The organism is Edaphovirga cremea, assembly GCF_003332275.1.
In the GTDB taxonomy this organism is placed as follows: Bacteria; Pseudomonadota; Gammaproteobacteria; order Enterobacterales; family Enterobacteriaceae; genus Edaphovirga; species Edaphovirga cremea.
Genome location: NZ_QOVA01000004.1, coordinates 298,174 through 324,903, shown reverse-complemented (window position 1 = coordinate 324,903; position 26,730 = coordinate 298,174). Strand labels below are relative to the sequence as shown.

The window sequence follows — 26,730 nt, the reverse complement described above, 5'->3', positions numbered from 1 at the left end:
GTGTGATATTGATCGCACAAGACTCTACCTATAAGAATTTTATTCACATTATGTATGAATCCTTTCACCCGATGCGGGGTGCCACCAATCCGCATCTGCAAACTCTTCTGCCGCGACTCTTTCGCAGGAAGATATTCCTCACCCCCCATTGGCAACGCCTGGAATTGCCAGATGGCGATTTTGTCGATCTGGCCTGGAGTGAGGATCCGCAGAATGCGCGGCATAAACCCCGGGTGATTCTGTTTCACGGCCTGGAAGGTAATTTCAATAGCCCGTATGCCCATGGCTTGCTTACTGCCTGGCAACAGCGCGGTTGGTTGGGCGTGGTGATGCATTTCCGTGGTTGCAGCGGAACACCAAACCGCATGCAGCGCATCTATCATTCAGGTGAAACCGAAGATGCTCGCTATTTTATCAACTGGCTGAATGAGAATTACGGTACAGTGGCAACTGCAGCGGTCGGAGTGTCATTGGGTGGGAATATGCTGGCCTGCTACCTCGGGCAAGAGGGTGAAAAATCCCCCCTTGTGCGCGGCGGTCGTGGTTTCGGCACCTTTGATGCTGGAACCGTGTGCTTACCGGTTGGAAAAGGGATTTTCACGCCTTTATCAGCATTACCTTCTCGGGCAGCTAAAACAGAACGCCTCCCGAAAACTGACGGCTTACCCGGATACGCTGCCAATCAAATTGCCACAGTTGAAAACGATGAGGCGCATCCGCGATTTTGACGATGCCATTACGGCAAAAGCGCACGGTTTCAGCGATGCGATCGACTATTACCGCCGTTGCAGCGCGATGCCGTTGCTGCCGCAGATCAGTACGCCTTTGCTGATTATCCATGCCAAAGACGACCCGTTCATGACAGCGGACGTGATCCCCAATCCCGCCCACTTACCCATCAATGTGGAGTATCAACTCACTCAGCATGGTGGACACGTGGGTTTCGTTGGTGGCACCTTGCAACATCCACAAATGTGGCTGGAACAGCGAATTCCGGCCTGGCTTTCTCAACATCTGGACACCACATTGTGATCATTCCATGGCAGGACATAGAAAGTGAAACGCTGAACAATTTGATTGAGGCGTTTGTATTACGCGAAGGCACCGATTACGGTGAACACGAGCGCAGTCTGGCGCAAAAAGTTGACGATGTACGCCGTCAATTGCAAAGCGGTGACGTGGTTTTGGTGTGGTCTGAACTGCATGAAAGCATTAACTTTATGCCCCGTGGGCAATTCCGTGCAGACGCAGAGGAACAGGAATAGGTCCTGAAAAATCCGCTCGCACACCGCTATACCATGGAGAATAGTTATGGTAACAATATAACTAATTATGCTCTTGGTACCTGAGCAGGTGTCATCAAATCGGAGTGAAAATATTCTATGTCAGCCAAACATCCAGTCATTGCCGTCACCGGATCCAGCGGCGCAGGGACTACTACCACCAGTCTGGCATTTCGTAAAATTTTCCACGAGTTGAACCTGCGTGCCGCTGAACTTGAGGGTGACAGCTTCCATCGTTTTACCCGTCCTGAGATGGATGCCGCGATTCGCAAGGCGCGCGATCTTGGCCGCCACATCAGCTATTTTGGCCCAGAGGCCAATGACTTCAGCCTGCTGGAAAAGAGCTTTATCGAATACGGTAAAAACGGCACAGGACGCTCGCGCAAATATCTGCATACTTACGATGAAGCGGTTCCCTATAATCAAGTGCCGGGGACCTTTACGCCCTGGCATCCGATACCGGACTCTACCGATATCCTCTTCTACGAAGGCCTGCACGGCGGCGTCGTGACCGATCATCATGACGTGGCAAAATATGTCGATCTGCTGGTGGGTGTAGTGCCCATAGTCAATTTGGAATGGATTCAAAAACTGGTGCGCGATACCGGTGAACGCGGTCACTCCCGCGAAGCCGTGATGGACTCGGTTGTCCGCTCGATGGACGACTACATCAACTACATTACTCCGCAGTTTTCACGTACCCATATCAACTTCCAACGTGTTCCTACGGTAGACACCTCGAACCCCTTTGCGGCGAAAGCCATTCCTTCGCTTGATGAAAGCTTCGTGGTAATCCACTTCCGTGGTCTGGATCATATCGATTTCCCCTATCTGCTGGCGATGCTGCAGGGATCGTTTATCTCGCACATTAATACATTGGTGGTACCGGGTGGGAAAATGGGACTGGCGATGGAGCTGATTATGGCACCGCTGGTGGAGAGATTGATGGCAGGCAAAAAAATAGAGTGACTCTTCGGGGCACCCAGCGGGCACCCCGGCCTAACGCTTACTCAACTGCAACAATTTCAAAGCTGTGCGTTACGGACGCCGCCTTGCCAATCATCAGCGACACCGAGCAATATTTCTCAGCCGAAAGATCAACGGCGCGTTCAACCACTTTGTCGGTCAGACCCTTCCCTGTCACAATGAAATGCAGGTGGATATGGGTAAACGTACGTGGTGTCTCCTCACGACGCTCAGACGTCAGGCGCACTTCGCAGTCACGTACATCACTGCGCCCTTTTTGCAGGATCGAGACGACATCGATCGCACTGCAACCACCTACTGACATTAATACCATTTCCATTGGGCTCGGTGCTTTATCACCGGCATTTCCGTCCATCAATACCTGATGTCCCGACGCCGATTCACCTAAAAATGTCAGCCCTTCTACCCACTTCACTCGTGCCTGCATGCGTATAACTCCCGGTTGTTTGCTGGAAACAGACTACCCTTTCATACCAAAACAGGCAACGGAACCCGATCCTCATCATGCTGAAGCGAGACAACAGAAGACACCCGCCTCATCCTGTGCTACAACAAAGCCGAATAAAACTTTCTGGGTATGATGCAAGCGCAGATTTCAGAGAAATGGGCAATGTTCTTTGCTATGCTCAATCTGGCTCACCTCGCGGCATGTTCAGTGAGTTAATATCCTAGAACGACGCGTGTTCATATTAAACGCCGTACAGGGAACTCTGAGCCCTGTGATTTAGGGCAGCGATAACAACAGAGGATAACAGCGAATGGTTCTCGGCAAACCGCAAACAGACCCTACTCTCGAATGGTTCCTGTCTCATTGTCATATACACAAGTACCCATCAAAAAGTACGCTGATTCACCAGGGTGAAAAAGCCGAAACGCTTTACTACATCGTGAAAGGTGCTGTTGCAGTGCTGATCAAAGATGAAGAAGGCAAAGAAATGATCCTCTCCTACCTTAACCAGGGAGATTTCATCGGGGAACTCGGGTTATTTGAAGAAGGTCAGGAACGCAGTGCCTGGGTAAGGGCCAAAACCGCGTGTGAAGTCGCTGAAATTTCTTATAAGAAATTCCGTCAACTGATCCAGGTAAATCCCGATATTTTGATGCGTCTCTCTTCTCAAATGGCGCGTCGCTTGCAAGTAACGTCAGAAAAAGTAGGCAACCTTGCCTTCCTTGATGTGACGGGACGCATTGCTCAAACACTGCTGAACTTAGCAAAACAACCCGATGCCATGACTCATCCTGATGGTATGCAGATCAAAATTACCCGTCAGGAAATTGGCCAGATCGTAGGATGCTCTCGCGAAACGGTTGGCCGAATCCTGAAAATGCTCGAAGATCAAAGTCTGATCTCCGCGCATGGTAAAACGATTGTCGTCTACGGCACCCGTTAATCCGCTAATGAAAAGGCGTGGCTTTATGTCACGCCTTTTTTGCCTCGTGAATATCTGATGTGGCGCAGAATTTTCTACCACCCGGAAGTCAACTACGCCCTGCGACAAACGCTGGTTCTGTGTCTACCTGTCGCGTTGTCCTTACCTTTTGATCAATTGCACCTTGGCTTGATGTTCTCGCTGGCCATCGCCTGCTGCAATATTTCTGGTCTGGATACCCCGCACAAACGCTTTTTCAAACGCATAGCGGTAGGCAGTTCACTGTTTGCCCTCAGCAGTTTTCTGCTGCAATGGTTGCTCTTGACGTGGCATTTGCCTTTACCGCTGATCATGTTTGCAATGGCTCTCTTGCTGGGCGTTACCGGTGAAATCAGTCCCTTGCACGGTCGACTGCTGAATGGTTCATTGATTGCGGCCATTTTTACCCTCAGCATGGTGGGCGTTGTTCCCATCTGGTATGCCCCACTGCTCTTTGCTGCGGGTACCCTCTGGTACGGCCTTTTCACCTGGGTGTGGTTCAGTTTGGCGAAAGAGCAACCCATGCGTGAAAGCCTCAGTTTGCTTTATCGTCAGTTGGCGGACTATTTTGAAGAAAAGTACAGCCTGCTGACCCAACATACCGACCCCGAAACTGCCCTACCGCCGTTATTTAAACGCCAGCAACAGGTGATGGATCAGATCGCGCTGATTTATCAGCAACTGCATATGCTTGCGGCTACGGACAGCAGTCAGCACCGGCGACTGTTCCGCGCATTCCAAGTGGCGCTGGATTTGCAGGAGCACATCACCGTCAGTTTGCACCAACCCGATAAAGTACAAAAACTGGTTGAAGAGAGTCACGCCGAAGCCGTAATACGTCGCAATGCGCAAGTCATCGCTGAACGGTTACGCCTTCTGGCCGACGATATTCTCTATCACCGCAAAGCCGAACGATTCACAATGGATAAAGAACTGTCAGCCCTGGAAAAGATAGCCAGCCGACACAGTGATAATCCCGTCGGCCAGTTCTGCTACTACCACTTCAGCCGCATTGCACGCCTATTGCGTACGCTACGTCCTCTTTATCGTCGCGACTTAATGCAAACGCAAAACCAACTGCCTTTCTGGCGTGCACTGCGCAGCTATATTTCGCTGAAATCCATCGCCCTGCGTAACGCCGCACGCCTCGGTGTGGCACTGGCGGTCGGCAGCAGCCTTGGGCTGTTTTTCAATTTGCCGAAACCTTACTGGATCCTGATGACGCTCATGCTGGTCAGTCAGAACGGTTATAACGCCACCCGGGTTCGAATCCAGCACCGTGCGTTAGGCACGTTGGCCGGTCTGGTGATTGCCGCCGGTCTTCTGCATTTGCAATGGCCGCAGAACACCACGCTGGCTGTCATGCTGCTGATTACGCTCTGCTCATTTCTGGTTTTGCGGAAAAACTATGGGCTGGCCATGATTGGCATGACCGTCACTGCCGTCTATACCTTGCAATTGCTGTCACTGAACGGCGTCAACTTCCTTATCCCGCGCCTTATCGACACGTTGATTGGCTGTGCCCTGGCATTCGGCGCCACGATTTGGCTTTGGCCGCAATGGCAGAGTGGATTGCTGCGCAAGAACGCCCATCAGGCGCTGGAAAAAGATCAGGATGCCATCCGCGTACTGCTGGAAGAGAACCCCGATCCTGCCAAACTCGCGTATGCGCGCATGACCGTCAATCAGGCACATAACACCCTCTTTACATCGCTGAATCAGGCCATGCAGGAGCCGGGATTCAATTCACGTTATCTGTCGGACATGAGATTGTGGGTGACGCACAGCCAGTTTGTTGTCGAGCATATCAACGCCATGACTATTCTGGCGCGCGAGCATTATATGCTGACGCCCAAACTGGCGGCGGAGTATCTGGAATCGTGCGAAATTGCGCTGCAAAGCTGTCAGCAACGGTTGATTTATGATGGGCCAAGCAGTGAAAACAGTATGTTCCGCGCACCGGAATTGCATCCGGATATGCCGATCACGGAAATGGAACGCCATTTACGCCGCATCATTTCACATCTCAGCGTGATGAATACCATTTCGTCCCTTGCCTGGCGTCAGCGCCCACATCATGGCATCTGGTTGAAACGGAGAGTCAAAGAGGGTTGAAAGTGATTGAGCGGGGGCGAGAACTCCCCCGCGGATTACGGTAATACGGTACTATGCCGCATTGACCAGGCGGGCGATGGCTTTCTCAAAACGCGCCATTCCCTGCTCGATATCCTCGAACTCGATAACCAACGATGGCGCAAAACGCACCACATTGGGACCGGCATTGAGGATCATCAGACCATTTTCTGCCGCAGCCATCAGCACATCACGCGCTTTACCGTGGTATTTCTCTACCAGTTCGGCACCAATCAGCAATCCCATGCCGCGTACGGCACTGAAAACCTGATATTTTTGATTAATGGCGTCCAATGCTTTTTCGAAATGCGCACGGCGTTCATTGATGCCTGCCAGCACTTCCGGCGTATTGATGATATCCAATGCGGCTTCGGCCACGGCACACGCCAGCGGATTGCCGCCATAGGTGGTACCGTGAACACCCGGACTCATCACGGATGCAATGGATTCAGTCGTCAGCATGGCACTGATAGGGAATCCGCCACCGAGCGCTTTCGCTGTGGTCAAAATATCCGGCGTTACGCCATAGTTCATATAGCTGAATAACTTGCCGCTACGTCCCATGCCACTCTGTACTTCATCAAAAACCAACAGCGCCTGATGCTGATCGCACAAATCACGCAATCCTTGCAGGAACGCCGGATCGGCTGGCATTACGCCTCCTTCGCCCTGAATTGGCTCAACCACAATTGCACAGGTATGATCGTCGATGACCGCTTTGACCGCGTCGAGGTTATTGAATGGCACATGGACAATGTCCGCAGGCTTGGGGCCAAACCCATCGGAATATTTCGGCTGGCCGCCTACGGAGACAGTAAACAGGGTACGACCGTGGAAAGCGTTATGAAAAGCGATGATTTTGCTTTTGTAGGGGCTATGGCGATGGGAAGCGTAATAACGCGCCAGTTTAAACGCCGCTTCGTTGGCTTCCGCACCTGAATTGGCAAAGAAAACCCGCTCGGCAAAAGTCGCGGCTATCAGCTTTTTCGCTAAACGCAGCGTGGGCTCATTGGTAAACACGTTACTGACATGCCACAGGGTTTCACCTTGCTGATGCAGTGCCGCGACCAACGCCGGATGGCAGTGTCCCAAAGCCGTCACCGCGATCCCACCAGCGAAATCGATATATTCTGCGCCTTGTTGATCCCAGATCCGGCTGCCTTTGCCTTTCACCGGAATGAACTGCGCCGGTGCATAAACAGGCAAAATCACCTGATCGAAGACTTCACGTCCGACTGACTCTTTTTCTTCTGCCATTTCGCTCCCCACCCTAATCGATCGCAACATTAATTACATAGCATGTGAAATTATAATCACAAAATATGCATAAAAAATCAAAATCAAGCAAACAAAAATAGACCTACTACACAATAAAAAACGTAACACACTAATTTTTAAGAAAATTAGCCAACAACTGATGACCTTGTTCGCTCAAGATACTTTCGGGATGGAATTGAACACCTTCCAACGGCAATGTGCGATGGCGGATCCCCATAATCTCATCCCTGCCGGACAAGCCTTCGGTCCAGGCAGTAATTTCAAAACAGTCGGGCAAAGTAGGAGGATCGATTACCAGCGAATGATAGCGGGTAACGGTAAGAGGATTATTCAGGCCGGTAAATACGCCGATTCCGCTATGAACGATGGCCGACGTTTTACCGTGCATCACCTGCCGCGCACGCACAATCGTTGCACCATACGCCTGCGCCAAAGCCTGATGTCCCAGACAAACGCCCAGAATAGGAATCTTTCCGGCAAAATGTTGGATCGCCGCCAGCGAAATACCGGCTTCGTTAGGCGTACAAGGGCCTGGCGAGATAACCAGATGGTCGGGGGCCAATGCGTCTATCTCCGCCAACTGCATCTGGTCGTTACGTTTTACAATAACGTCGGCCCCTAACTGGCAGAAATATTGATAGAGGTTGTAGGTAAAAGAGTCGTAGTTATCGATCAACAGCAGCATGAGTCTTTCCAGAAAAATATCATCGGGTGATTCTACTCATTTTCACTGACTTCACTGACCACTTTGTTGAATATCGCGGTTAACGGTTTGAGATCGCCGAAAGCTGCCGCCTCGTTGGCGCTTTTCCAGGGATCCTGCTCTGTCTTGGACCATTGAATATCGTATCCTGCGTGGATAATCAACTGTTCGAAGAAGATACGCTGCGCGCGGCCATTGCCATCACGAAAAGGATGCAATAAATTGATTTCACAATAGTAATGCGCAAGACGCTCTGCTAACTTATCGATAGGGAGATCGTTGAGATACTCCTCTTCTTCCAGTTGCTGCATCAGGGCATTGCCTTCTTTCTCAATGTAAGCAAAGTGACAAAAACGGGTATCTTGTTTGTAGGTATCCATTTCCCGCAATTCGCCTGCCCACGCGTAGATGTCCTGAAAAAGTTGCCGATGAATGGCACACAAGTAGGGCAATCCACGGACCTCTGGCCCCAGGGTCAATGTCGCTGCCCGCAAAGGGGTCAGCGCCAGTTCTGCTTGTGATAGCCGGTGCGCCTCGCGAATACCCAACTTATTTTTCAATACTTTGAGGCCAGGATAGAAGTACGGATCCGCGCCGTCACCGAATTTATTGTTCATAGTGAGCCCTCAATTCTGCGAGGCGTTGCAGTGCCTGTTCAGCATCCAGGGCGACTTCTTCAACCTCAAAACCATCCAGGGCGGTGCTCGCTTTGAAATTCTGGTTCTGCCGTTGCTGAAAGAGTTTTTCCTTTTGCTTCAGGGTCATTTTCTTTGCCATATTCAGCTCCTTGTTTGCAGCGCACGCAGCAGAGTTACGGGAAAAGCACGTTGGTATCATCAGCTAAGTATAGACACACAGAGGAAGGACACTACGAGGGAAGCAGGCAATGCAATACCGGGCACGACGGCCCGGCATAGGGGGCGAAATCAATCCAAACGTCAATTTCGCCTTGTTATTCTGAAGGTTATGGCAATACTTTCGCAGAAAGCAGCACGATAGGTTTAGAAGGCACGTTCTGGTAAGGACCGACATTCTCGGTTTTGACCTGGGATATTTTGTCGACGACATCCATGCCTTTCACTATTTTGCCAAAGACTGCATAACCGAAGTCACGTTGTCCGTGATCGAGGAATGCGTTGTCAGCAACGTTAAGGAAGAACTGGCTGGTCGCGCTGTCTTTATCGGCAGTACGCGCCATGGAGATAGTGCCACGCAGGTTGCGCAGACCGTTATCCGCCTCATTTTTGATCGGCGCATTGGTAATTTTTTGCTGCATATTCTCGCTAAAACCACCGCCCTGCACCATGAAACCAGGGATCACCCGATGGAAAATGGTGTTGTTGTAGTAACCACTTTGCACATAATCGACGAAATTCTTCACAGAAACCGGTGCCTTCTGCACATCAAGCTCCAGCTCAATATTCCCTGCCGACGTCGTCAGCAAGACGTGAGTTTGGGCTGCGGCGAGCGCGGCGGGTGCCAGCGCGGACAGGGAAAGCAGGGTAGCGAAGGTCACTAAAGTACGTTTAAACATGAACGGTTCCTATATCCAGTATGCAAGCAACGGAAGCGCTCTGATTCTAAAGAGCTACTTCATTGAGCGCCAGACCTTTACTTTTATTTACTTAAACATACCAATTATCCCAAAACGATCCAACACACCTCTTCTTCTATACTTTTTTGCATACGCGATCACATCCTGATCATTGCTTCGCACAACTCCCCATGGTTTTGAGAGCTGGCTCGCGTTTTGCTTCTATAATATCGCTAGTCTATAAAAATGAGAGCGCTCTCATAATGATAAAAAACCACCAGAACTGGATAGGAGAGGAACATGAAGCATATTGTGCTGTGTTGTGCCGCCGGAATGTCTACCAGCATGCTGGTTACCCCCATGCAAGCTGAAGCCGCAAAACGTAATTTGGAGATTTCAATCAAAGCTGTACCGACGGCAGAGTTTGAGCTCGAAATCGAATTTGCCGATGTGGTTTTACTCGGGCCGCAGGTTCGTTATGAATTGGAGCGTTTCAGTAAGATTGCCAAACCGCTAGGGAAGCCGGTTGCGTTAATCAATATGATGGATTACGGCACCATGCGTGGTGACAAGGTTTTGGACACTGCCCTCAGCATGATGGGCTGATAGTCGGAGTCTCTAATGAAACTCTATGCTTCCCTGATGCGCGTGGTTGAGAGCCACGTCGCGCCGCTGGCAGGCCGTATTGGCAGCCAGCGCCATATTATCGCTATTCGTGACGGCTTTATTTCTGCCATGCCGTTTTTGATCATCGGCAGTATTATGCTGATCGTCGCCAATCCCCCTTTTGATGCGCAGACCCACTCCACCATCGGTCAGGCCTGGCTCAACTTTTCAAAAGCCCATTGGAATACCATCACCATGCCGTTCTTCATGACCATGGGTCTGATGAGCGTCTTTGTTTCTGTCGGTACCGCCTTCAGTCTCGCCAAACACTACAAATTGGATACGCTAACCGCCTCGTTATTGTCTTTGATGGCGTTTCTTTTGGCTACGGCTCCGCAGGTAGAAAACAAAATGGCGCTGGATTTCCTTGGCGGCCAAGGCGTTTTTACCGCATTGATTTGCGCCATCTGGTCGGTGGAACTGATCAGGTTGCTAAAAAAATACAATATTACTGTCCGCATGCCGGCGCAGGTGCCAGAAGCGATAGCCCGTTCTTTCGAACTGCTCTATCCGGTGATTGGGATCCTGCTTACCGTTTACCCGCTCAGTGTTTTTATCCAAAGCGAGTACAGCATGCTGATCCCTGCGGTGATCATGCAGGTTTTTCAACCACTGATTACCGTTGGCGATACGCTTCCCGCCATTCTTATCGCGTTACTGCTGGCTAATTTACTGTGGTTTGCCGGAATCCATGGCGACAATATTGTCACCGGTTTGCTCAACCCGATTTTCATGGCCAATCTGGCGACCAATGCCGCCCTGATGACCCATGGTGTAGCAACAACGCAGGTGCTGACCGCTCCGTTCTGGTCTTTCTACATTTGTATCGGCGGCTCTGGATCGACGCTGGTTCTGGCCATTCTCTACATTCGCAGCCGCTCAATTCATCTGCGTACCATCGGCAAGCTCAGCGTGGTTCCCGCGCTATTCAATATCAATGAACCCCTGCTGTTTGGCTCACCGGTAGTCATGAACCCGACGCTATTTATTCCGTTGCTGCTTGTACCCATGGTGAATGCCGTTTTGGCCTATTCGGCACTGCATCTCGATTTGGTGCAGAAGATGGTCGCCCTAGCCCCCTGGACTGCGCCTGCGCCACTGGGTGCGATGATTTCAGCCGCCTGAGACTATCGGGCTGCCGTTCTTGTGGTGGCATTGATGGTTATCGACCTTTTCATCTGGTACCCGTTCTTCAAGGTGTACGAAAAACAGTTGCTGAATGAAGAGAAAGATCAGATCGACGCCAATCTGGACGCCGAAGAGAATCCAACGCGTGCCGCAACACAATAGATGCGGGCGTTATATTTCGGAGGAACAAATGAGTGAATTCAAAATAGCCGTCATCGGTGGTGGCAGCAGCTATACCCCGGAATTGGTGGACGGGCTGATACAGCGCATAGATGAATTGCCCGTGACCGAATTAGCCCTGGTTGATGTGGAAGAAGGTCGCGAGAAAGTTACGATTATCGCCGATCTGACGCGCCGCATGCTGGCACGCCACGGTCTGGCGCATATTCATGTCAGCATCCATTTCTCTCTGGATGACGCCATTCGCGGTGCCCGTTTCGTTTTGACCCAACTGCGGGTCGGTCAACTGCCTGCCCGAGCGGCTGATGAACGTCTCGGGCTGAAATATGGTTTGATAGGTCAGGAAACTACCGGTGTTGGTGGATTTGCCAAGGCACTGCGCACAATCCCCGTCTTACTGGAGATTGCGCATAAAGTTGAGACATTGGCACCCGACGCCTGGATTATCAATTTCACCAATCCGGCGGGCATGGTGACCGAAGCGGTGTCTCGTTACACTCATGCCAACATCATCGGTCTCTGTAATGTCCCGATCTCCATGCATCACACCATCGCCAAAATGCTCAACGTGGCATCAGAAGATATTGAACTGCAATTTGCCGGTCTCAACCATATGCTTTGGGTGCATCACGTTTGGCTGCAAGGTAAGGACGTCACGGCACGGGTGATTGGCATGTTGTCAGACGGTGCCATGCTCACCATGAATAATATCAAGGAAGAACCATGGTCTGCGGACTTCCTGCAAGCTCTGGGTGCCATTCCCTGCCCGTATCATCGCTATTTCTATCAGACCCGTGAAATGATTGCGGATGAGCAGATTGCTGCCACCAAAGAGGGTACCCGCGCTGAGCAAGTGATGCAGGTAGAAAAAGAGCTTTTTGCTCTGTATGCCGACCCGCAGCTCGACAGCAAACCCGAGCAGTTGAGTTTCCGTGGCGGGTCATACTATTCAGAGGTCGCTCTGGAACTGATCCGCGCAATCCATAATAATCTGGGTACGCAGATGGTGGTAAATACGTCCAACAACGGCGCCATCTATGGTCTGCCCAATGATGCTGTGGTAGAAACAAACTGTATTATTGATGCACGCGGCGCTCATCCGCTGGTGTTTGGTGAATTGCCGCCAGTGATGCATGCGTTGACGCAGCAGGTAAAAACTTATGAGCGGCTGACGATTGAGGCGGCGGTTCACGGTGATAAACAGAGTGGTTTGCTGGCGCTGGTTGCCAATCCACTCGTCGCCAACGCCGAACTGGCGCAAAAGCTGATTGACGAAGTACTGACACTAAACCGGGACTATTTACCCCAATTCAAATAACTCTTCACCGACAGCACCCTCACACCTGCTGCCGGAAATTGCCGCTTGTCAGGGAGATTTTTATGGCGACATTGGAAGACGTAGCGGCGGTGGCCGGTGTTTCCCGGGCCACCGTTTCGCGCGTGGTCAATGGTGACACCAAGGTGAAAACCGCCACGCGTGAAAAGGTCAATGAGGCAATTGCCGCGCTGGGTTATACGCCGCATCCGGCTGCACGGGCGCTGGCCTCAAGCCAAAGCAACACATTGGGTCTGGTCACAACGTCCTACCGCGGCGGATTTTTCGGCGCGTTGATGGATTTTGTACAAACGGAAGCCGAGTTGCATCAAAAACAGCTGGTGGTCACTCAGGGTCGCAACAGTGAAGAGAAGGAACTGGAGGCTATTCAACGTCTGTTCAGCCTGCGTTGCGACGGCCTGATCTTGCATGTCCGCTATATCAGCGATGAAAAGCTGCGCCAGCTAGCGACCCACTCGCACCCTTTTGTCCTGCTCGATCGTGAGGTCGATAGCCTTGAGCAACGCTGCGTCAGTTTTGATCACCTGCTTGCCAGCCGTCTGGCTACGCAAACATTGATTGATGCCGGACATCGCGCCATCGCCTGCATCAGCGGCCCGCTGATTCGGGCTTCCAGCCACCTGCGTCTGCAAGGTTTCATAGATGCCATGCGTGATGCGCATCTGCAACCCATCGCCAACATGGAAGGTGATTACACTATTGAAGACGGTTACGCCTGTACCGCAAAACTACTGGAGCTCAGCACGCCTCCAACGGCAATTTACTGCTGCAATGAAGAGATGGCGATTGGCGCACTGCTGGCGATTAACGAAAACCACCTACGGGTTCCCGAAGATATTTCTCTTATCTGTTACGACAGCGGTCTGCGCGCACCTTTCGTTCGCCCGGCATTAACCAGCGTCCATTTCCCGATCAGCGAAATGGCACAATATGCCACCCAACTGCTGTTGGATCCTGATTCACCCGCCGTTAATTTTCATCCGCAAGTGATCTTGCGCGACTCGGTAAGCAGCCCCAGATGATCGGCATTTCAAGGGTGCGCAATCCAACTCATGTCTTAAAACTCACAAAAACATTGCATTCATTGCATAAAAATTAAGAACTTCGTCACAAAATATTACGTGGCCTATGATAGCATTCGCCGCCATGAGCTATCCATTAGCTCTTGTTATGCCAGTTTAATTAACCCAGAACGTTATGTTCGACTGACAGGCCTCATCTATGAATAACAGCAACAGAATCAGGCTTACCTGGATCAGCTTTTTCTCTTACGCACTGACCGGTGCGTTGGTTATCGTCACAGGGATGGTGATGGGAAATATTGCAGATTACTTCCAACTGCCTATTTCAAGTATGAGCAATACCTTCACCTTTTTGAATGCCGGTATCCTGGCTGCCATTTTCCTCAATGCCTGGTTGATGGAAATCATCCCGTTGAAACGTCAGTTAATTTTTGGCTTCGTGCTGATGATAATTGCGATCATTGGGCTAATGAACAGCCATAGTCTGATGGTTTTCTCCGGCTGTATGTTCATATTAGGTGTAGTGAGCGGGATCACCATGTCGATCGGGACCTTCCTGATCACCCACATGTACGCTGGCCGCCAGCGCGGTTCACGCCTGCTGTTTACCGACTCATTCTTCAGTATGGCCGGTATGTTGTTCCCGATTATCGCCGCAATGCTGCTGGCACGTCATATCAACTGGTACTGGGTTTACGCCTGTATCGGTGTTCTGTATGTCGCCATCTTCATCCTCACTCTGTGTTCCGAATTTCCGCAACTGGGCAAGAGCGCGGTTAAAGATGACGCACAACCGGTGCAGAAAGAAAAATGGGGCATCGGCGTGCTGTTCCTGTCCATTGCCGCACTCTGCTACATTCTCGGTCAGTTGGGCTTCATTCAGTGGGTACCGGAATACGCAGCGAAACAGTTCCAGATGGATATCGGTCAGGCCGGTACACTGGTCAGTAATTTCTGGACCGCCTATATGATCGGCATGTGGGTATTCAGTTTTGTGCTGCGCTTCTTTGACTTGCAGCGCATTGTCACCGTTCTTGCCGGGCTCTCTACCGGTGTGATGTATCTGTTCGTCAGCTCCGATGATCCAGGTATGCTGCCGTTCTACATTCTGGCACTTGGCTTTGTCTCCAGTGCTATTTACACCACATTGATCACCCTCGGCTCGCAGCAAACGAAAGTCTCTTCACCTAAACTGGTGAACTTCATTCTGACCTGCGGTACCGTTGGTACCATGCTGACCTTCGTGGTGACTGGCCCAATCGTGGCAAGCAGCGGTACCCACGCCGCACTGGCAACGGCTAACGGCCTGTATCTGGTGGTATTCGTGATGTGTCTGCTGCTTGGTTTTGTCACCAAGCACCGTAATCACGGCCATCACGGTGAGTAATTCGTCAGAGTAGAAGTGATGTAAGACTGACAATGTTAAAAAGGGGGTCCCGCACAAGCAGGACACCCTTTTTTATTGCTCCTGATGAAGCTTAAACAATACGCGTAGCCTGTTCGGCCAGATCGCGGCTGTATTGACGGCTGGCATTCACCAGCATGTTGGTATAATCCGTTTTCGGCGTATCCCGCGTCAGATCCGCCGTATTCAACGTTTCCAGAATACGCCCGTGCTGCATCACTGCCACTTTATGGCAGAGGTGTGCAATGACGCCCAAATCATGGGTCACCAGCAGATAGGTCAGTTTTTCACGCTGTTGCAGTTCAGCCAACAGATTCAGAATTTCAGCCTGAACCGAGACATCCAGTGCTGACGTAGGTTCATCGAGCAGCAGCACCCGCGGTTCCAGAATCAATGCCCGGGCAATGGCCACGCGCTGACGCTGTCCACCAGACAGCTGGTGCGGATAGCGGCGACGGAAATTCGCACCCAACCCCACCTTATCGAGCATGGCATCAATGCGTTTACTGCGGTCGCGGAAACGGTGGATCAGCAGCGGTTCCTCAAGAATTGACTCAACAGTGTGACGCGGGTGCAGCGAACCATAGGGATCCTGAAAGACCATCTGCACCTTGCGACAACGGTCGCGATCGATACGATGCGCCAGACGTTGCCCCTCAATGGTTAATTCACCCTGCCAATGGTTGAACAGACCCGCCAGACATTTCAGCACCGTGGTTTTTCCCGATCCCGATTCACCCACCAGCCCGAAAATTTCTCCGTCTTTGACATTCAGATCGACATCAAACAGCACCTGATTTATCGCGCTGCCCTGCCCGAATGAGAGATTAAGATTCTTAATCGCAATCATTGTCGCTTGTAACATAGTCAGCTCCTTATCCATCCAGCCAGGCGGGATCGCGGGTCATCACCGGCAGGCTCGGGCGTGGGCAGGCAATGTCTGGCAACGCATCGAGCAGGCCACGCGTGTAAGGGTGCTGGGCATTGTCCAAATCACGGGCAGCTATCGACTCCACCACTCGTCCAGCGTACATCACCAGCACCCGATCGCAGAAACTGCGCACCAGATTGATATCGTGACTGATGAAAATCAGCCCGAGGCCGCGCTCTTCAACCAGCGAGTCGAGCATCGCCAAAACCTGCAATCGCACCGACACATCCAGCGCCGACGTGGGTTCGTCCGCAATGACGATTTCCGGGTCAGTAATCAGCATCATCGCAATCATGATGCGCTGCCCCTGACCACCCGAAACTTCATGTGGATAGAGGGCGTAAACCCGCTCAGGCTGCCGGATGCGTACCACATCAAGCATTTCCAGCACTTTTTCCCGCGCTTCACGCCGCGATACCCGGTGATGGGCCAGATAAGCCTCAGCAATCTGATCGCCCACGCACACCACAGGATTCAGCGAGTATTTCGGATCCTGCATGATCATCGACATGCGTTTACCGCGCACTTTACGCATCAAGGGCTCGCTGGCATTCAGCAGATCTATTTCAGCGAAACGCATGCAGTCGGCGGTGATCCGCGCACTGCCCGGATGCAACTTCAGTAACGCACGCCCTACCGTCGATTTACCGGATCCGGATTCGCCCACTATCGCCAGTTTTTCGCGACCCAGCGTAAAAGACACGCCGCGCACCGCATCCGTCACGGCTTTACCGTTAACAAAGCTTACGCGCAGGTTACTGACGTCCAGTAACGGCGCACCGGAATTATTCAGTTCTTGGATCGAGGATGTCACGTAGGCCATCTCCTAAGAAATTGAATGCCAGACTGTTGATCAGAATCGCCAGCCCCGGAATCGTGACCAACCACCAGCACTCCATCATGTAACGGCGTCCGGCAGAGATCATCGCACCCCACTCTGGATCTGGCGGCTGTGCGCCAAGACCGAGGAAACCCAACCCTGCGGCAGTCAGGATAATCCCGGCCATATTCATGGTGATACGGATAATTACCGACGGCAGACAGAGTGGAACAATGTGATGAACCAGAATCCGCAGCGAAGATGCCCCTTGTAATTTCACCGCAGACACAAAGTCAGCTTTGCGCAGGGAGAGTGTTTCGGCCCTTGCCAGACGGGCAATAGGTGGCCACGCCGTCAGGGTAATCGCAATGACCACATGCTCCAGACCCGGGCCAAGTGCGGCCACAAAGGCCAGCGCCAGGACCAGACTGGGGAAGGAGATGAAAATATCCGTGATACGCATCAGGATAGAATCCACCACGCCGCCGTAATACCCGGCAACGACGCCCAGCATCAGGCCAATCGGCCCCACGGTGACCGACACCAGCGCCACGATATACAACGTAATGCGTGAACCGTAGACCAGACGGCTGAAGACATCACGGCCAAACTCGTCAGTCCCGAACCAGTGGGCGGCACCCGGTGCCTGCAAAGCATTGGCCAGATCCTGGGTTAACGGGTCGTGTGTGGCGATCCATGGGGCGAACATCGCGACTACAATTAACAGTAAAATAATCACCAGACCGATCGCCGTCAGCGGGTTCTTCATCATCAGCCAAAGAAATCCACCGATGCGTCGGCACGCATTGACGAGCGATGCGGCTCCACCTTCCGACGTTCCAGGGCGCGTATCCGGTTCCGTTGAAATACTCATGATGCGTTAGTCCTTGGGTCAAAGATCTGATACAGCATGTCGGACAGCAGGTTGAGCGTAACGAAGATCAATCCCACCAGCAGCACACACCCCATCACCGCATTCATATCACCCAGCAGAAGACTGCCGGTGAGATACGAGCCGAAACCCGGCCACGAGAAAACGGTCTCGATTAACACGGCACCTTCAAGCAATGAGCCATACGCCAGCGCCACCACGGTCAGCAACTGCACCAGAATATTCCTGAAGGCATGCCCCCACACCACACGAACCTCAGACAGACCTTTCACCCGGGCGGTGATGATGTATTCCTGCGACAACTGCGCCAGCATGAAACTGCGGGTCATACGGCTGATGTAGGCCAGGGAGTGAAAACCCAGCAAGGTTGCCGGAAGAACCAGATGATTCAACGCGCTGCGAAAAACATCCCAATCACCTGCCAACAGAGAATCCACCAGCAATAAACCGGTACGGCTCTCCACAATGCCGTCATAGGCCATGTCCACACGACCTGCACCGCCGACCCAGTTCAACCAGGCATAGAACACCAGCAACCCCATCATCCCGACCCAGAAGATGGGCGTTGAATAACCTGCCAGACTGATAAAACGGACAATGTAGTCAGCCGTTTTGCCACGGCGGGCAGCAGCCAGTACACCAAGCGGAACGCCCAGACCGGCACCGACGATAATCGCCATCGTCGCCAGTTCGATGGTGGCAGGGAACACGCGGATAATGTCATCCACTACCGGACGGCCAGTGAGCAGGGCATTGCCCAAATCGCCGTGCAGCAGGGCATTGAAATAGATAAAGAATTGCGTCCATAGCGGCTTATCCAGCCCTAGCTGCTGATAAACCTGTTGGTAAGTACTCTGATCGGCATCCTGACCCACTATCGCCAGAACCGGATCGATTGGCATGACCCGGCCGATGATAAAAGTGAGGATTAACAGGCCAAATAGCGTTATCGCTACCTGAAATAACCGCTTGGTCAGTCTGTGGGCTATACCGCCTGACTGAAACCAGTCTGATACTTTCATGACGTCTCCTCGAGCGATGTCTCCCGACAGGGAAAAAATCCCTTTCCCTGCGGGTGCTGGTGGATCCCGGCAACAAAGCAATGGCTGAAGTGCTGTTGATTCATCATGATGTTGATGAAATCACCCTGCACTTCAACCAGGGCCAGATGCCGCAGGCCGCGGCGTGCAGGCGAATCAACGTTGCTTGTACACCTCGCGCAAATGCGTGGTCGAAGACGGATGCGGAATGTAATCCTTCACATCCTTGCGCAGCACGACAGAGTCAATCATTTGCGAAATAGGCAGGATCGCCGGGTACAATGCGTCATAGCGATTCTGGACATCCGCATACATCTGCTTCTGTTTCTGCGCATCTTTTTCTAACAGGGCGGCGTCAATCATCTCGTTCAACTGCTTGTCGTAGAACGAGGTGCGCCATCCCTGGAAGTTGGTCAGCCGTGCGGCATCACTGTTATCCGGGTTATAGGCAATGGAACGCAGACTGGAGTGCGGATGTGGATCCACACCGCCACCGCCACGACCTACCAGCATGTCGAAATTGCGGTCACGCATGGCACCGTAGACCTGATTACCCGTACCCGAAATGATTTTGGCTTTGATTCCGGCTTGCGCCAGCGTGGACTGCACGGACGTCGCGACGTTGATAAACGGTTGATCGGAGAGCACCCGCAACGTGGTTTCGAAACCGTCCGGATAACCCGCTTCTGCCAGCAATGCTTTCGCTTTCGCCACATCGAGGGTGTAACCCGGATCCGGCAGAGTGGAGTCCATACCTTTTTGAATAGGGCGCTGGTGAGAGAAACCATACCCCGGCATGATGGTCTGGTTGATACCAACGTAATCAATCAGATAGCGCACTGCTTCACGGACTTTCGGGTTTTCGAATTGCTTGTTTTTCAGACTCATCGCCACGTAATACAGCGTGCCTTTGGTCACCTCTTTCACTTCAACGTCTGGATTGCCTTTCAGCGCATTGATATCCGGCACCGACATGCCGCTGGCGATATCGATATCCCCTTTCTCCAGCATCAGACGCAGTGACTGAGATTCCGTCATATGGCGGAAAATCACTCGCTTCAATTTGGCATCACCACGCCAGTAATCATCAACCCGACTGATGCGCAGCACGTCTTTCGCCTGCCAGACATCCAGTTTGAACGGACCTGAACCGGCTTCGTTGGTAGTCAGCCAGGCGTTGCCCCAGTCGTTGTTCTTTTCGTGTTTCATCAGCTCTTTGCTGTCGAGAATCGAACCACTGCCCAGCGTCGCCAGCGAATAGATCATCAGTTTGGGATCGTTGGCTTTCGGCAGCTCAATTTCGATAGTCTGTGGATCTTTGGCGCGGATCATCTGCTGCACGTTATCCGCTGTGAATCCGTAAGACTTCCAGGTCGTGGCCTGCGCCATATTCAAATGCAGCAGACGGTTCATCGACCAGGCAAAATCCTCTGCCGTCATCGGATTACCTGAATGGAACTTGATGCCTTTGCGCAAATTGAACGTAATGACGTTACCGTCATCGCTGACGCTCCAGCTTTCCGCTGCGGCAGGCAACACCTTGGTCAAATCGTTAGGATCCAGCTCCACCAGTGAATCGTAGATATTGGCGATAATCCCAACCACTTCATTACCCGTCATTGCGGCAGGATCGAGAGAGAGCAAATTGTTCATATTCATACCGATGATCAGTTGATCATCAGGTGTTTTGGCATACAGCGCTGCCGGGGTAAGGCTGAAAAAAAGTAGGGTGAGGATCAGTGTTCTAAACGCTTTCATGTGCCATCTCCAGGTGGGAAGGTATGAAAACCATCATTTTTATTATTTATGGGCTGCATCACGCAGGTCGTTGCCTGTGCTTATTCGTGACTCAGGGTATGTTGTTCAATCCAGGAAAAATTAATGTCTTCGCCGAGTCCAGGGCGCGTTGGCAAATGGACAAAGCCTTCATCATCCATTGGGTCGATAATGCTGTTGAGGTAAGCCGCTGGCTCATCGTAATCAAGGAAGGGATGCAGTAAACCGCGCTCATACCAACGGCAGTTTTTAATCGCTCCCACAACCATCAAGTTGGCCGGACCATTGCCATGAATCTCACAGTCCATACCGAAGGATTCCGCCAGCGCCGCCACTTTCATGCAGGGGCCTATACCGCCAACGCCCTGAACACCGGCGCGCAAGATGTCACAAGCACCCGCTTTGACCCAGTCAGCACGACTGAAATATTTGCCGGACAGGCTTTCAGGCCCGATAACATCGATGTCAAGGTTCTGGGTCAGCCAGCGGTAAGAGTCCATGCTCTGCTCTTCCATCGGTTCTTCAAACCAGGCGAAGTTGAGCTTCTGCAATTCACGTCCGATATACAGTGCATCACTGCGGCTGTACCAATGATAACCATCCAGCATCAGCGCCACATCGGGGCCAACGGCTTCGCGCACGGCGGCACAGGCTTTGACGTCCATCTTCGGGCTCGGTGCAAAAGAAACGGGGGGCATCCAGGTGTGCAACTTGATCGCCTGATAACCGCGCTGGACCAGTTTCTCAGCGAAACGGCCATACTCTTCCGGGGTTGATAACCCACCTTCCAGCTCATCACCGCACATCGTGCTGCCATAAGCCGGTACCTTTTCACGATAACCGCCGAGCAGTTTGTGAACAGGTACGTTAAGCGAACGCCCAATCAAATCCCAAATCGCCTGCTCGGCCACCGCCAGGGCGCGGTCGGTCAACTGATTGGCACTGCCACGCTGCCAGTGCACCAAATCCTGCCACAGGCGTTCGCGATCAAAGGGGTTCTGTCCAATCAGGACCTTGCGTAGGAATGCATTGACAATATGTGGGCGGATAATTTCTGCAGGAGAAAATGCGTAACCTTTCTGACCGTCATCGGCAGTAATGGTCATCATTGCCATTTTTGCCTGTGACTCTTTCCCAGGGTGCGAATGTCCGGCGCTGTCAGACTCGCGGCGGGTTGGATAAGTAAATACGGTGACGTCTATTGCATCTATTTTCACGTGCTACCTGCCTTGATATTCAACACGGTTAGTCCATCCAGAGTAGTACCGTCTTATCGAGCTATGAGAGGCTATTGACTGAAAGAGAACACAACCCCTTCGATGCGTTTCTCATGACTAAATAAAACGTCCGATCCAGTTAATCAAAATAGTGTTTTATTTTCTAAAAGTATTGAGGATTGCCAGTGATTAGTCATTAGGCAATTAAAGGCAAATGAAGAGATTATCACCGCTTTAGTTGTGCATTCGCACAAGGTCTTGTGAGCAATATCACCAGTATCCGCGGCGAATGTGATGGTCATCACTTTCTGCATTTTTACTCCCTTCACAAGGCATCATCCACAAAGGCCTGCAAACCCGTCTTTCGGGAAATTTATCAACACATCTCATGGTTTTTTCCCTGAACAGGAAAAAGTTCGGTTTTTGACACGATTCAGCTAAAGTTGAAGGAAAACCGAAACTTATCTAATTTTCAACAAAATCAATCATATACCACCTTGTGGGTATATGGGGACTGGTTTGATTTGTATCAAAGAAAGCCTGTGGCGGAAGGCTATGTTAGGCGCAGGAAATTCAAATTTGAGGCAAAAATGAGCAAAGTCAAACTCGCGATTATCGGTAACGGCATGGTGGGTCATCGCTTTATCGAGGACTTGCTGGATAAGGCAGAAAAGGACCAATTCGATATCACGGTTTTTTGTGAAGAGCCTCGAATCGCTTACGATCGTGTTCATCTCTCTTCCTACTTCTCGCACCACACGGCTGAAGAGCTTTCCCTCGTACGCGAAGGCTACTACCAAAAGCATGGCGTGAAAGTCCTGATCGGCGAGCGTGCTATCACCATTAACCGCGTCGAAAAAGTCATACACTCCAATACGGGCCGCACCGTCTATTACGACAAATTGATCATGGCCACCGGTTCATATCCCTGGATCCCGCCTATCAAGGGAGCGGATACCCAGGACTGTTTCGTCTACCGGACAATTGAAGATCTGAACGCCATCGAAGCCTGCGCCCGGCGCAGTAAAAGCGGTGCCGTGGTGGGTGGCGGTCTGTTGGGCCTCGAAGCGGCGGGTGCCCTGAAAAATCTCGGCCTAGAAACGCACGTTATCGAATTCGCACCGGTGTTGATGGCCGAGCAGTTAGACCCGATGGGTGGCTATCAGTTACGCCAGAAAATTGAGCGGATGGGGGTAAAGGTCCATACCGGCAAGAATACCCAGGAAATTACCAATAGCGGCCATGAAGCACGCAAAAGCATGATCTTTGCCGATGGCACAGCGCTTGACGTCGACTTCGTGGTCTTTTCGACCGGTATACGCGCGCAGGACAAGCTGGCGCTGCAATGTGGTCTGGCAACCGGTCGTCGTGGTGGCATAGCCATCAACGACCTTTGCCAAACCTCTGATCCTGATGTTTATGCCATTGGCGAATGCGCGGCGTGGAATGACCGCACCTTCGGTCTGGTCGCACCCGGTTATAAAATGGCGCAGGTTACCGCCGATCATTTGCTGGCCCGCGAAAACCGTTTTCAAGGCGCAGATATGAGCGCCAAGCTGAAACTTCTGGGTGTTGACGTCGGTGGTATCGGCGATGCACATGCACGGACAGAAGGAGCGCGGAGCTACGTTTATCTCGATGAAAGCAAAGAGGTGTACAAGCGTCTGGTGGTCAGCGCTGACAATAAAACCCTGCTCGGTGCGGTACTGGTGGGTGATACTTCAGATTACGGTAATCTTCTGCAATTGGCGCTCAACGCCATCGAACTCCCGGAAAACCCCGACAGTCTGATTTTACCTGCGCACGCAGGCAGCGGTAAACCGGCACTGGGTGTGGAATCATTACCCGACAGCGCACAAATTTGCTCCTGCTTTGACGTTTCCAAGGGAGATATTATTGCGGCGGTCAATATGGGATGCCATACCGTTGCCGCGATCAAATCAGAAACCAAGGCCGGAACCGGCTGCGGTGGTTGTATACCCCTGATTACCCAAGTGATGAATGCAGAACTGAGCAAGCAAGGCATTGAAGTCAATCATCATCTTTGCGAGCACTTCGCCTATTCGCGGCAAGAGTTGTACCACCTGATTCGGGTCGATGGCATTAAATCATTCGAAGAACTTCTGACAAAATACGGCAAGGGCTATGGTTGTGAAGTGTGTAAACCGACCGTTGGTTCACTGCTGGCTTCGTGCTGGAACGACTTTGTGCTGAAACCCCAGCATACGCCTTTGCAGGATACCAACGACATTTTCCTGGCCAATATGCAGAAAGATGGCACCTACTCGGTCATTCCGCGCTCACCGGGCGGGGAGATTACGCCAGAAGGGCTGATTGCCGTCGGGAAGATCGCCAGAGAGTACAATCTGTATACCAAGATGACCGGTTCACAACGCATCGGGATGTTTGGTGCGCAAAAAGACGACCTGCCTGCTATCTGGGCAAAACTGATTGCCGCAGGATTCGAAACCGGCCAGGCCTATGCCAAAGCATTACGCATGGCAAAAACCTGCGTCGGCAGTACCTGGTGTCGTTATGGCGTTGGTGACAGCGTGGGCTTTGGCGTGGAATTGGAGCATCGGTTCAAAGGCATACGCACGCCGCATAAAATGAAGTTCGGTGTTTCCGGCTGTACCCGCGAATGTGCTGAAGCACAGGGTAAGGACGTGGGTATCATCGCCACCGAAAACGGTTGGAATCTCTACGTTTGCGGTAATGGCGGGATGAAACCACGCCACGCCGATCTGTTGGCAGCCGATCTCGATCGCGACACCCTCGTCCGCTATCTTGATCGCTTCATGATGTTTTATATCCGCACCGCAGACAAGTTGCAGCGCACCTCCGTATGGCTGGAGAGTCTGGAAGGCGGCATCGACTATCTGCGCGCAGTGATTGTTGACGACAAACTCGGCCTGAACGAACAACTGGAGGCGGAATTGGCACGCCTGCGGGCACTGGTGAGTTGCGAATGGCAGGACACCCTGCAAGACCCGGCGGCACAAGCGCGTTTCGCCCATTTCATCAACAGTAATCAGCGCGATCCCAATGTGCAGATGGTGAATGAACGTGAGCAGCATCGCCCTGCCCGTCCGGAAGAACGCATTGCCGTTACTGTTGTGGAAACCGAGGAGAATCACGCATGAGCCAGTGGAATACCGTTTGCCCATTAGAGGATATTTTACCTGCCACCGGCGTTTGTGCATTGGTTGGCGATCGTCAAATAGCCTTGTTTCGTCCGTATCAGGACCAACAGATTTTTGCACTGAGCAATATCGATCCGTTCGCGCAGGCCAGCGTGCTGTCACGCGGATTGATTGCTGAACATCAAGGCGATCTGTGGATCACCAGCCCCTTGAAAAAACAGCATTTCAGGCTGCATGATGGCTATTGTCTGGAGGATGGGGGCCGTTCAATTCCCCGCTTCGATACCCGGGTCGTTGACGGCATTATTCAGGTAAAATCTCACGCGTAATCATTCCCCTCGCCCGCGTTAAACCGCGGGCCTATTTTCACTCCACCGAGAGCATGCATGGATTACTTACCTATTTTCTGTCAGTTACAACAAAAGGCTTGCCTGCTGGTGGGGGCGGGTGAGGTGGCCGAACGTAAAGCGCGTCTGCTATTGAACGCCGGAGCGGAACTGACTGTCAATGCCACCGCTTTTTCAGCGCAATTTGAGCATTGGGCGGAAAACGGTGATCTGACGCTGGTGCGTGGCCCATTTGCTACGAATCTGCTGGCAGAAAAGTGGCTGGTTATTGCCGCTACCGATCGGGTGGAAGTTAATGCGCTGGTTTACCAAACTGCCAACCAAATGCGGGTGTTCTGCAATGTGGTTGATGATCCCAAACGGGCGAGTTTTATCATGCCCTCCATCATTGATCGCTCCCCGATTATGGTCGCCGTCTCGTCAGGCGGCAAAGCGCCAGTATTGGCGCGGTTGTTGCGTGAAAAACTTGAAGCCACGCTGCCGCAGCATCTGGGGAAATTGGCGCAGATTGCTGGCAGTTTGCGCCAAAGGGTCAAACAGCAATTTTCGCTCGGGTCATCACGGCGTCGCTTCTGGGAAGCTCTATTTAATCACGACCGTTTGGCTCAATCGCTGGCTAACCATGACAAACACCAGTCTGAACAACATATCGAGCGCCTATTCTCTCAACCGCTCACCCAGCAGGGAGAAGTCGTATTGGTCGGCGCTGGGCCGGGTGACGCGGGCTTACTGACGCTCAAAGGTCTACAGCAGATTCAGCAGGCCGATGTTGTGGTGTATGACCGATTGGTATCAGACGAGATAATGAATCTGGTTCGGCGCGATGCAGAGCGCATTTTTGTCGGGAAACGAGCCGGACATCATTGTGTGCCGCAGGACGAAATCAACCAGATTCTGGTTCAACAGGCGCAGCAAGGAAAGCGCGTTGTCCGCTTGAAAGGCGGTGATCCCTTTATCTTTGGCCGCGGCGGTGAAGAGTTGGAAACACTGGCGCTGGCCGGTATTCCCTTCTCGGTGGTTCCAGGTATTACCGCAGCATCGGGCTGTTCAGCATACAGCGGTATTCCTCTGACGCACCGCGACCATGCCCAGAGCGTGAGGCTGGTTACCGGACATGCGAAAACAGAGGGTTGTCTTGACTGGGATAATCTGGCGTGCGGGAAACAGACGCTGGTGTTTTACATGGGCCTGTCACAGGCTGGGGAAATACAGCGCCAATTGATCGACCACGGCATGGCCGCCACTATGCCAGTAGCATTGGTAGAAAACGGCACAACTTCGCGGCAAAAAGTAGTGACGGGTGAGTTATCGCAGTTGGCGCTGCTTTCGCAGCAGGTGGTCAGTCCCAGCCTGATTATCGTCGGTAGCGTGGTGTCACTCAGGGAAAAACTGAATTGGTTTGCTTCGCTGAATCAGGTTAATGATGCCCCAGATCAGACTTGTCAGGCTGGAGTCCGCACGCTTTTGCCATAAAAAAACCACCGTTTAGCGCGGTGGTTT

General features: G+C 52.1%; 23 protein-coding genes and 2 pseudogenes. 13 read left to right on the top strand and 12 right to left on the bottom strand.

Translation table 11 applies throughout. From position 1 onward, the window contains the following. The first annotated feature begins 50 nt into the window (after nucleotides 1-50). From DRI82_RS08460 to DRI82_RS08450, 3 genes and pseudogenes are all read left to right on the top strand, one after another. Nucleotides 51-1,032, top strand: a pseudogene (locus DRI82_RS08460) (hydrolase). After that, on the top strand, nucleotides 1,029-1,265 hold the full coding sequence (locus tag DRI82_RS08455) for a YheU family protein (protein WP_114193061.1): 237 nt from the start codon (nucleotides 1,029-1,031) through the stop codon (nucleotides 1,263-1,265). The pseudogene DRI82_RS08460 and the gene DRI82_RS08455 overlap by 4 nt, the downstream one beginning before the upstream one ends. 117 nt (nucleotides 1,266-1,382) lie before the next feature. Further along, nucleotides 1,383-2,252, top strand: coding sequence for a phosphoribulokinase (locus DRI82_RS08450; RefSeq protein WP_114193060.1), 870 nt, complete (start codon nucleotides 1,383-1,385; stop codon nucleotides 2,250-2,252). A 37-nt stretch (nucleotides 2,253-2,289) separates the two neighbouring features. On the opposite strand, the gene DRI82_RS08445 is transcribed toward DRI82_RS08450, so the two are convergent. Further along, entirely contained in the window at nucleotides 2,290-2,697 is a 408-nt protein-coding gene (locus DRI82_RS08445) for an OsmC family protein (protein WP_114193059.1), read from the bottom strand. A gap of 331 nt (nucleotides 2,698-3,028) precedes the next feature. Between DRI82_RS08445 and crp the strand changes: the two genes are divergently transcribed. Next, nucleotides 3,029-3,661: a cAMP-activated global transcriptional regulator CRP gene (gene crp, locus DRI82_RS08440; RefSeq protein WP_114193058.1), complete on the top strand. Its 633-nt coding sequence runs from the start codon at nucleotides 3,029-3,031 to the stop codon at nucleotides 3,659-3,661. 57 nt (nucleotides 3,662-3,718) lie between these two features. Beyond that, nucleotides 3,719-5,794 (top strand): YccS/YhfK family putative transporter, encoded by a 2,076-nt coding sequence (locus DRI82_RS08435; protein ID WP_114193057.1) that lies wholly within the window; start codon nucleotides 3,719-3,721, stop codon nucleotides 5,792-5,794. 51 nt (nucleotides 5,795-5,845) lie between these two features. On the opposite strand, the gene argD is transcribed toward DRI82_RS08435, so the two are convergent. The 5 genes from argD to ppiA form a co-directional block, all read right to left on the bottom strand. After that, nucleotides 5,846-7,069, bottom strand: coding sequence for a bifunctional acetylornithine/succinyldiaminopimelate transaminase (argD, locus tag DRI82_RS08430; RefSeq protein ID WP_114193056.1), 1,224 nt, complete (start codon nucleotides 7,067-7,069; stop codon nucleotides 5,846-5,848). A gap of 130 nt (nucleotides 7,070-7,199) precedes the next feature. After that, entirely contained in the window at nucleotides 7,200-7,775 is a 576-nt protein-coding gene (locus tag DRI82_RS08425; RefSeq protein WP_114193055.1) for an aminodeoxychorismate synthase component II, read from the bottom strand. A gap of 32 nt (nucleotides 7,776-7,807) precedes the next feature. Then, nucleotides 7,808-8,410 (bottom strand): putative adenosine monophosphate-protein transferase Fic, encoded by a 603-nt coding sequence (locus DRI82_RS08420; protein ID WP_114193054.1) that lies wholly within the window; start codon nucleotides 8,408-8,410, stop codon nucleotides 7,808-7,810. Then, nucleotides 8,400-8,570 carry a YhfG family protein gene (locus DRI82_RS08415; protein WP_114193053.1) on the bottom strand — a complete coding sequence of 57 codons (171 nt, stop codon included), beginning with the start codon at nucleotides 8,568-8,570 and terminating at the stop codon, nucleotides 8,400-8,402. The genes DRI82_RS08420 and DRI82_RS08415 overlap by 11 nt, the downstream gene beginning before the upstream one ends. Nucleotides 8,571-8,757: 187 nt before the next feature. Further along, nucleotides 8,758-9,327 (bottom strand): peptidylprolyl isomerase A, encoded by a 570-nt coding sequence (gene ppiA / locus DRI82_RS08410; protein WP_114193052.1) that lies wholly within the window; start codon nucleotides 9,325-9,327, stop codon nucleotides 8,758-8,760. A 300-nt stretch (nucleotides 9,328-9,627) separates the two neighbouring features. Between ppiA and DRI82_RS08405 the strand changes: the two genes are divergently transcribed. From DRI82_RS08405 to tsgA, 5 genes and pseudogenes are all read left to right on the top strand, one after another. Further along, nucleotides 9,628-9,933: a PTS sugar transporter subunit IIB gene (locus DRI82_RS08405; RefSeq protein ID WP_114193051.1), complete on the top strand. Its 306-nt coding sequence runs from the start codon at nucleotides 9,628-9,630 to the stop codon at nucleotides 9,931-9,933. A 15-nt stretch (nucleotides 9,934-9,948) separates the two neighbouring features. Further along, nucleotides 9,949-11,283 (top strand): annotated as a pseudogene (locus DRI82_RS08400) (PTS sugar transporter subunit IIC). A gap of 28 nt (nucleotides 11,284-11,311) precedes the next feature. Further along, on the top strand, nucleotides 11,312-12,619 hold the full coding sequence (locus tag DRI82_RS08395) for a 6-phospho-beta-glucosidase (protein WP_114193050.1): 1,308 nt from the start codon (nucleotides 11,312-11,314) through the stop codon (nucleotides 12,617-12,619). A gap of 62 nt (nucleotides 12,620-12,681) precedes the next feature. Beyond that, nucleotides 12,682-13,659 (top strand): LacI family DNA-binding transcriptional regulator, encoded by a 978-nt coding sequence (locus DRI82_RS08390; RefSeq protein ID WP_114193049.1) that lies wholly within the window; start codon nucleotides 12,682-12,684, stop codon nucleotides 13,657-13,659. Between the two features lie 199 nt (nucleotides 13,660-13,858). Next, nucleotides 13,859-15,046 carry an MFS transporter TsgA gene (tsgA, locus tag DRI82_RS08385; RefSeq protein WP_114193048.1) on the top strand — a complete coding sequence of 396 codons (1,188 nt, stop codon included), beginning with the start codon at nucleotides 13,859-13,861 and terminating at the stop codon, nucleotides 15,044-15,046. A 91-nt stretch (nucleotides 15,047-15,137) separates the two neighbouring features. Here tsgA and DRI82_RS08380 read toward each other — a convergent pair whose 3' ends face one another. The 6 genes from DRI82_RS08380 to DRI82_RS08355 form a co-directional block, all read right to left on the bottom strand. Beyond that, nucleotides 15,138-15,914: an ABC transporter ATP-binding protein gene (locus DRI82_RS08380; protein WP_114193097.1), complete on the bottom strand. Its 777-nt coding sequence runs from the start codon at nucleotides 15,912-15,914 to the stop codon at nucleotides 15,138-15,140. 25 nt (nucleotides 15,915-15,939) lie between these two features. Next, entirely contained in the window at nucleotides 15,940-16,818 is an 879-nt protein-coding gene (locus DRI82_RS08375; RefSeq protein ID WP_114193096.1) for an ABC transporter ATP-binding protein, read from the bottom strand. Next, complete coding sequence (locus DRI82_RS08370; RefSeq protein ID WP_114193047.1) at nucleotides 16,781-17,689, bottom strand: ABC transporter permease; 909 nt, start codon at nucleotides 17,687-17,689, stop codon at nucleotides 16,781-16,783. Before DRI82_RS08370 ends, DRI82_RS08375 begins: the two co-directional genes overlap by 38 nt. Next, nucleotides 17,686-18,729 carry an ABC transporter permease gene (locus DRI82_RS08365; protein ID WP_114193046.1) on the bottom strand — a complete coding sequence of 348 codons (1,044 nt, stop codon included), beginning with the start codon at nucleotides 18,727-18,729 and terminating at the stop codon, nucleotides 17,686-17,688. The genes DRI82_RS08370 and DRI82_RS08365 overlap by 4 nt, the downstream gene beginning before the upstream one ends. Nucleotides 18,730-18,903: 174 nt before the next feature. Continuing rightward, on the bottom strand, nucleotides 18,904-20,505 hold the full coding sequence (locus DRI82_RS08360) for an ABC transporter substrate-binding protein (protein ID WP_114193045.1): 1,602 nt from the start codon (nucleotides 20,503-20,505) through the stop codon (nucleotides 18,904-18,906). An 80-nt stretch (nucleotides 20,506-20,585) separates the two neighbouring features. Continuing rightward, a complete protein-coding gene (locus DRI82_RS08355; RefSeq protein ID WP_114193044.1) occupies nucleotides 20,586-21,740 on the bottom strand; it encodes a mandelate racemase family protein in 1,155 nt (384 codons plus the stop codon). A gap of 590 nt (nucleotides 21,741-22,330) precedes the next feature. On the opposite strand from DRI82_RS08355, the gene nirB reads away from it, so the two are divergent. The 3 genes from nirB to cysG are packed head-to-tail and all read left to right on the top strand — an operon-like array spanning nucleotide 22,331 to nucleotide 26,703. Then, the gene (nirB, locus tag DRI82_RS08350) at nucleotides 22,331-24,883 is read left to right on the top strand and encodes a nitrite reductase large subunit NirB (RefSeq protein WP_114193043.1); all 2,553 of its coding nucleotides are present in this window, start codon (nucleotides 22,331-22,333) and stop codon (nucleotides 24,881-24,883) included. After that, nucleotides 24,880-25,212, top strand: a complete 333-nt coding sequence (gene nirD / locus DRI82_RS08345; protein ID WP_114193042.1) for a nitrite reductase small subunit NirD — start codon at nucleotides 24,880-24,882, stop codon at nucleotides 25,210-25,212. Before nirB ends, nirD begins: the two co-directional genes overlap by 4 nt. A 57-nt stretch (nucleotides 25,213-25,269) precedes the next feature. Then, the gene (gene cysG / locus DRI82_RS08340; RefSeq protein ID WP_114193041.1) at nucleotides 25,270-26,703 is read left to right on the top strand and encodes a siroheme synthase CysG; all 1,434 of its coding nucleotides are present in this window, start codon (nucleotides 25,270-25,272) and stop codon (nucleotides 26,701-26,703) included. Nucleotides 26,704-26,730: the final 27 nt, after the last annotated feature.

Coding starts and splice junctions, on each gene's coding strand:
- tsgA (WP_114193048.1), top strand. CDS start 13,859: ATGAATAACAGCAACAGAATCAGGCTTACCTGGATCAGCTTTTTCTCT.
- DRI82_RS08415 (WP_114193053.1), bottom strand. CDS start 8,570: ATGGCAAAGAAAATGACCCTGAAGCAAAAGGAAAAACTCTTTCAGCAA.
- DRI82_RS08395 (WP_114193050.1), top strand. CDS start 11,312: ATGAGTGAATTCAAAATAGCCGTCATCGGTGGTGGCAGCAGCTATACC.
- DRI82_RS08375 (WP_114193096.1), bottom strand. CDS start 16,818: ATGGCCTACGTGACATCCTCGATCCAAGAACTGAATAATTCCGGTGCG.
- ppiA (WP_114193052.1), bottom strand. CDS start 9,327: ATGTTTAAACGTACTTTAGTGACCTTCGCTACCCTGCTTTCCCTGTCC.
- nirB (WP_114193043.1), top strand. CDS start 22,331: ATGAGCAAAGTCAAACTCGCGATTATCGGTAACGGCATGGTGGGTCAT.
- crp (WP_114193058.1), top strand. CDS start 3,029: ATGGTTCTCGGCAAACCGCAAACAGACCCTACTCTCGAATGGTTCCTG.
- DRI82_RS08435 (WP_114193057.1), top strand. CDS start 3,719: ATGTGGCGCAGAATTTTCTACCACCCGGAAGTCAACTACGCCCTGCGA.
- DRI82_RS08405 (WP_114193051.1), top strand. CDS start 9,628: ATGAAGCATATTGTGCTGTGTTGTGCCGCCGGAATGTCTACCAGCATG.
- DRI82_RS08425 (WP_114193055.1), bottom strand. CDS start 7,775: ATGCTGCTGTTGATCGATAACTACGACTCTTTTACCTACAACCTCTAT.
- DRI82_RS08380 (WP_114193097.1), bottom strand. CDS start 15,914: ATGATTGCGATTAAGAATCTTAATCTCTCATTCGGGCAGGGCAGCGCG.
- argD (WP_114193056.1), bottom strand. CDS start 7,069: ATGGCAGAAGAAAAAGAGTCAGTCGGACGTGAAGTCTTCGATCAGGTG.
- DRI82_RS08420 (WP_114193054.1), bottom strand. CDS start 8,410: ATGAACAATAAATTCGGTGACGGCGCGGATCCGTACTTCTATCCTGGC.
- DRI82_RS08390 (WP_114193049.1), top strand. CDS start 12,682: ATGGCGACATTGGAAGACGTAGCGGCGGTGGCCGGTGTTTCCCGGGCC.
- nirD (WP_114193042.1), top strand. CDS start 24,880: ATGAGCCAGTGGAATACCGTTTGCCCATTAGAGGATATTTTACCTGCC.
- cysG (WP_114193041.1), top strand. CDS start 25,270: ATGGATTACTTACCTATTTTCTGTCAGTTACAACAAAAGGCTTGCCTG.
- DRI82_RS08450 (WP_114193060.1), top strand. CDS start 1,383: ATGTCAGCCAAACATCCAGTCATTGCCGTCACCGGATCCAGCGGCGCA.
- DRI82_RS08445 (WP_114193059.1), bottom strand. CDS start 2,697: ATGCAGGCACGAGTGAAGTGGGTAGAAGGGCTGACATTTTTAGGTGAA.
- DRI82_RS08360 (WP_114193045.1), bottom strand. CDS start 20,505: ATGAAAGCGTTTAGAACACTGATCCTCACCCTACTTTTTTTCAGCCTT.
- DRI82_RS08370 (WP_114193047.1), bottom strand. CDS start 17,689: ATGAGTATTTCAACGGAACCGGATACGCGCCCTGGAACGTCGGAAGGT.
- DRI82_RS08365 (WP_114193046.1), bottom strand. CDS start 18,729: ATGAAAGTATCAGACTGGTTTCAGTCAGGCGGTATAGCCCACAGACTG.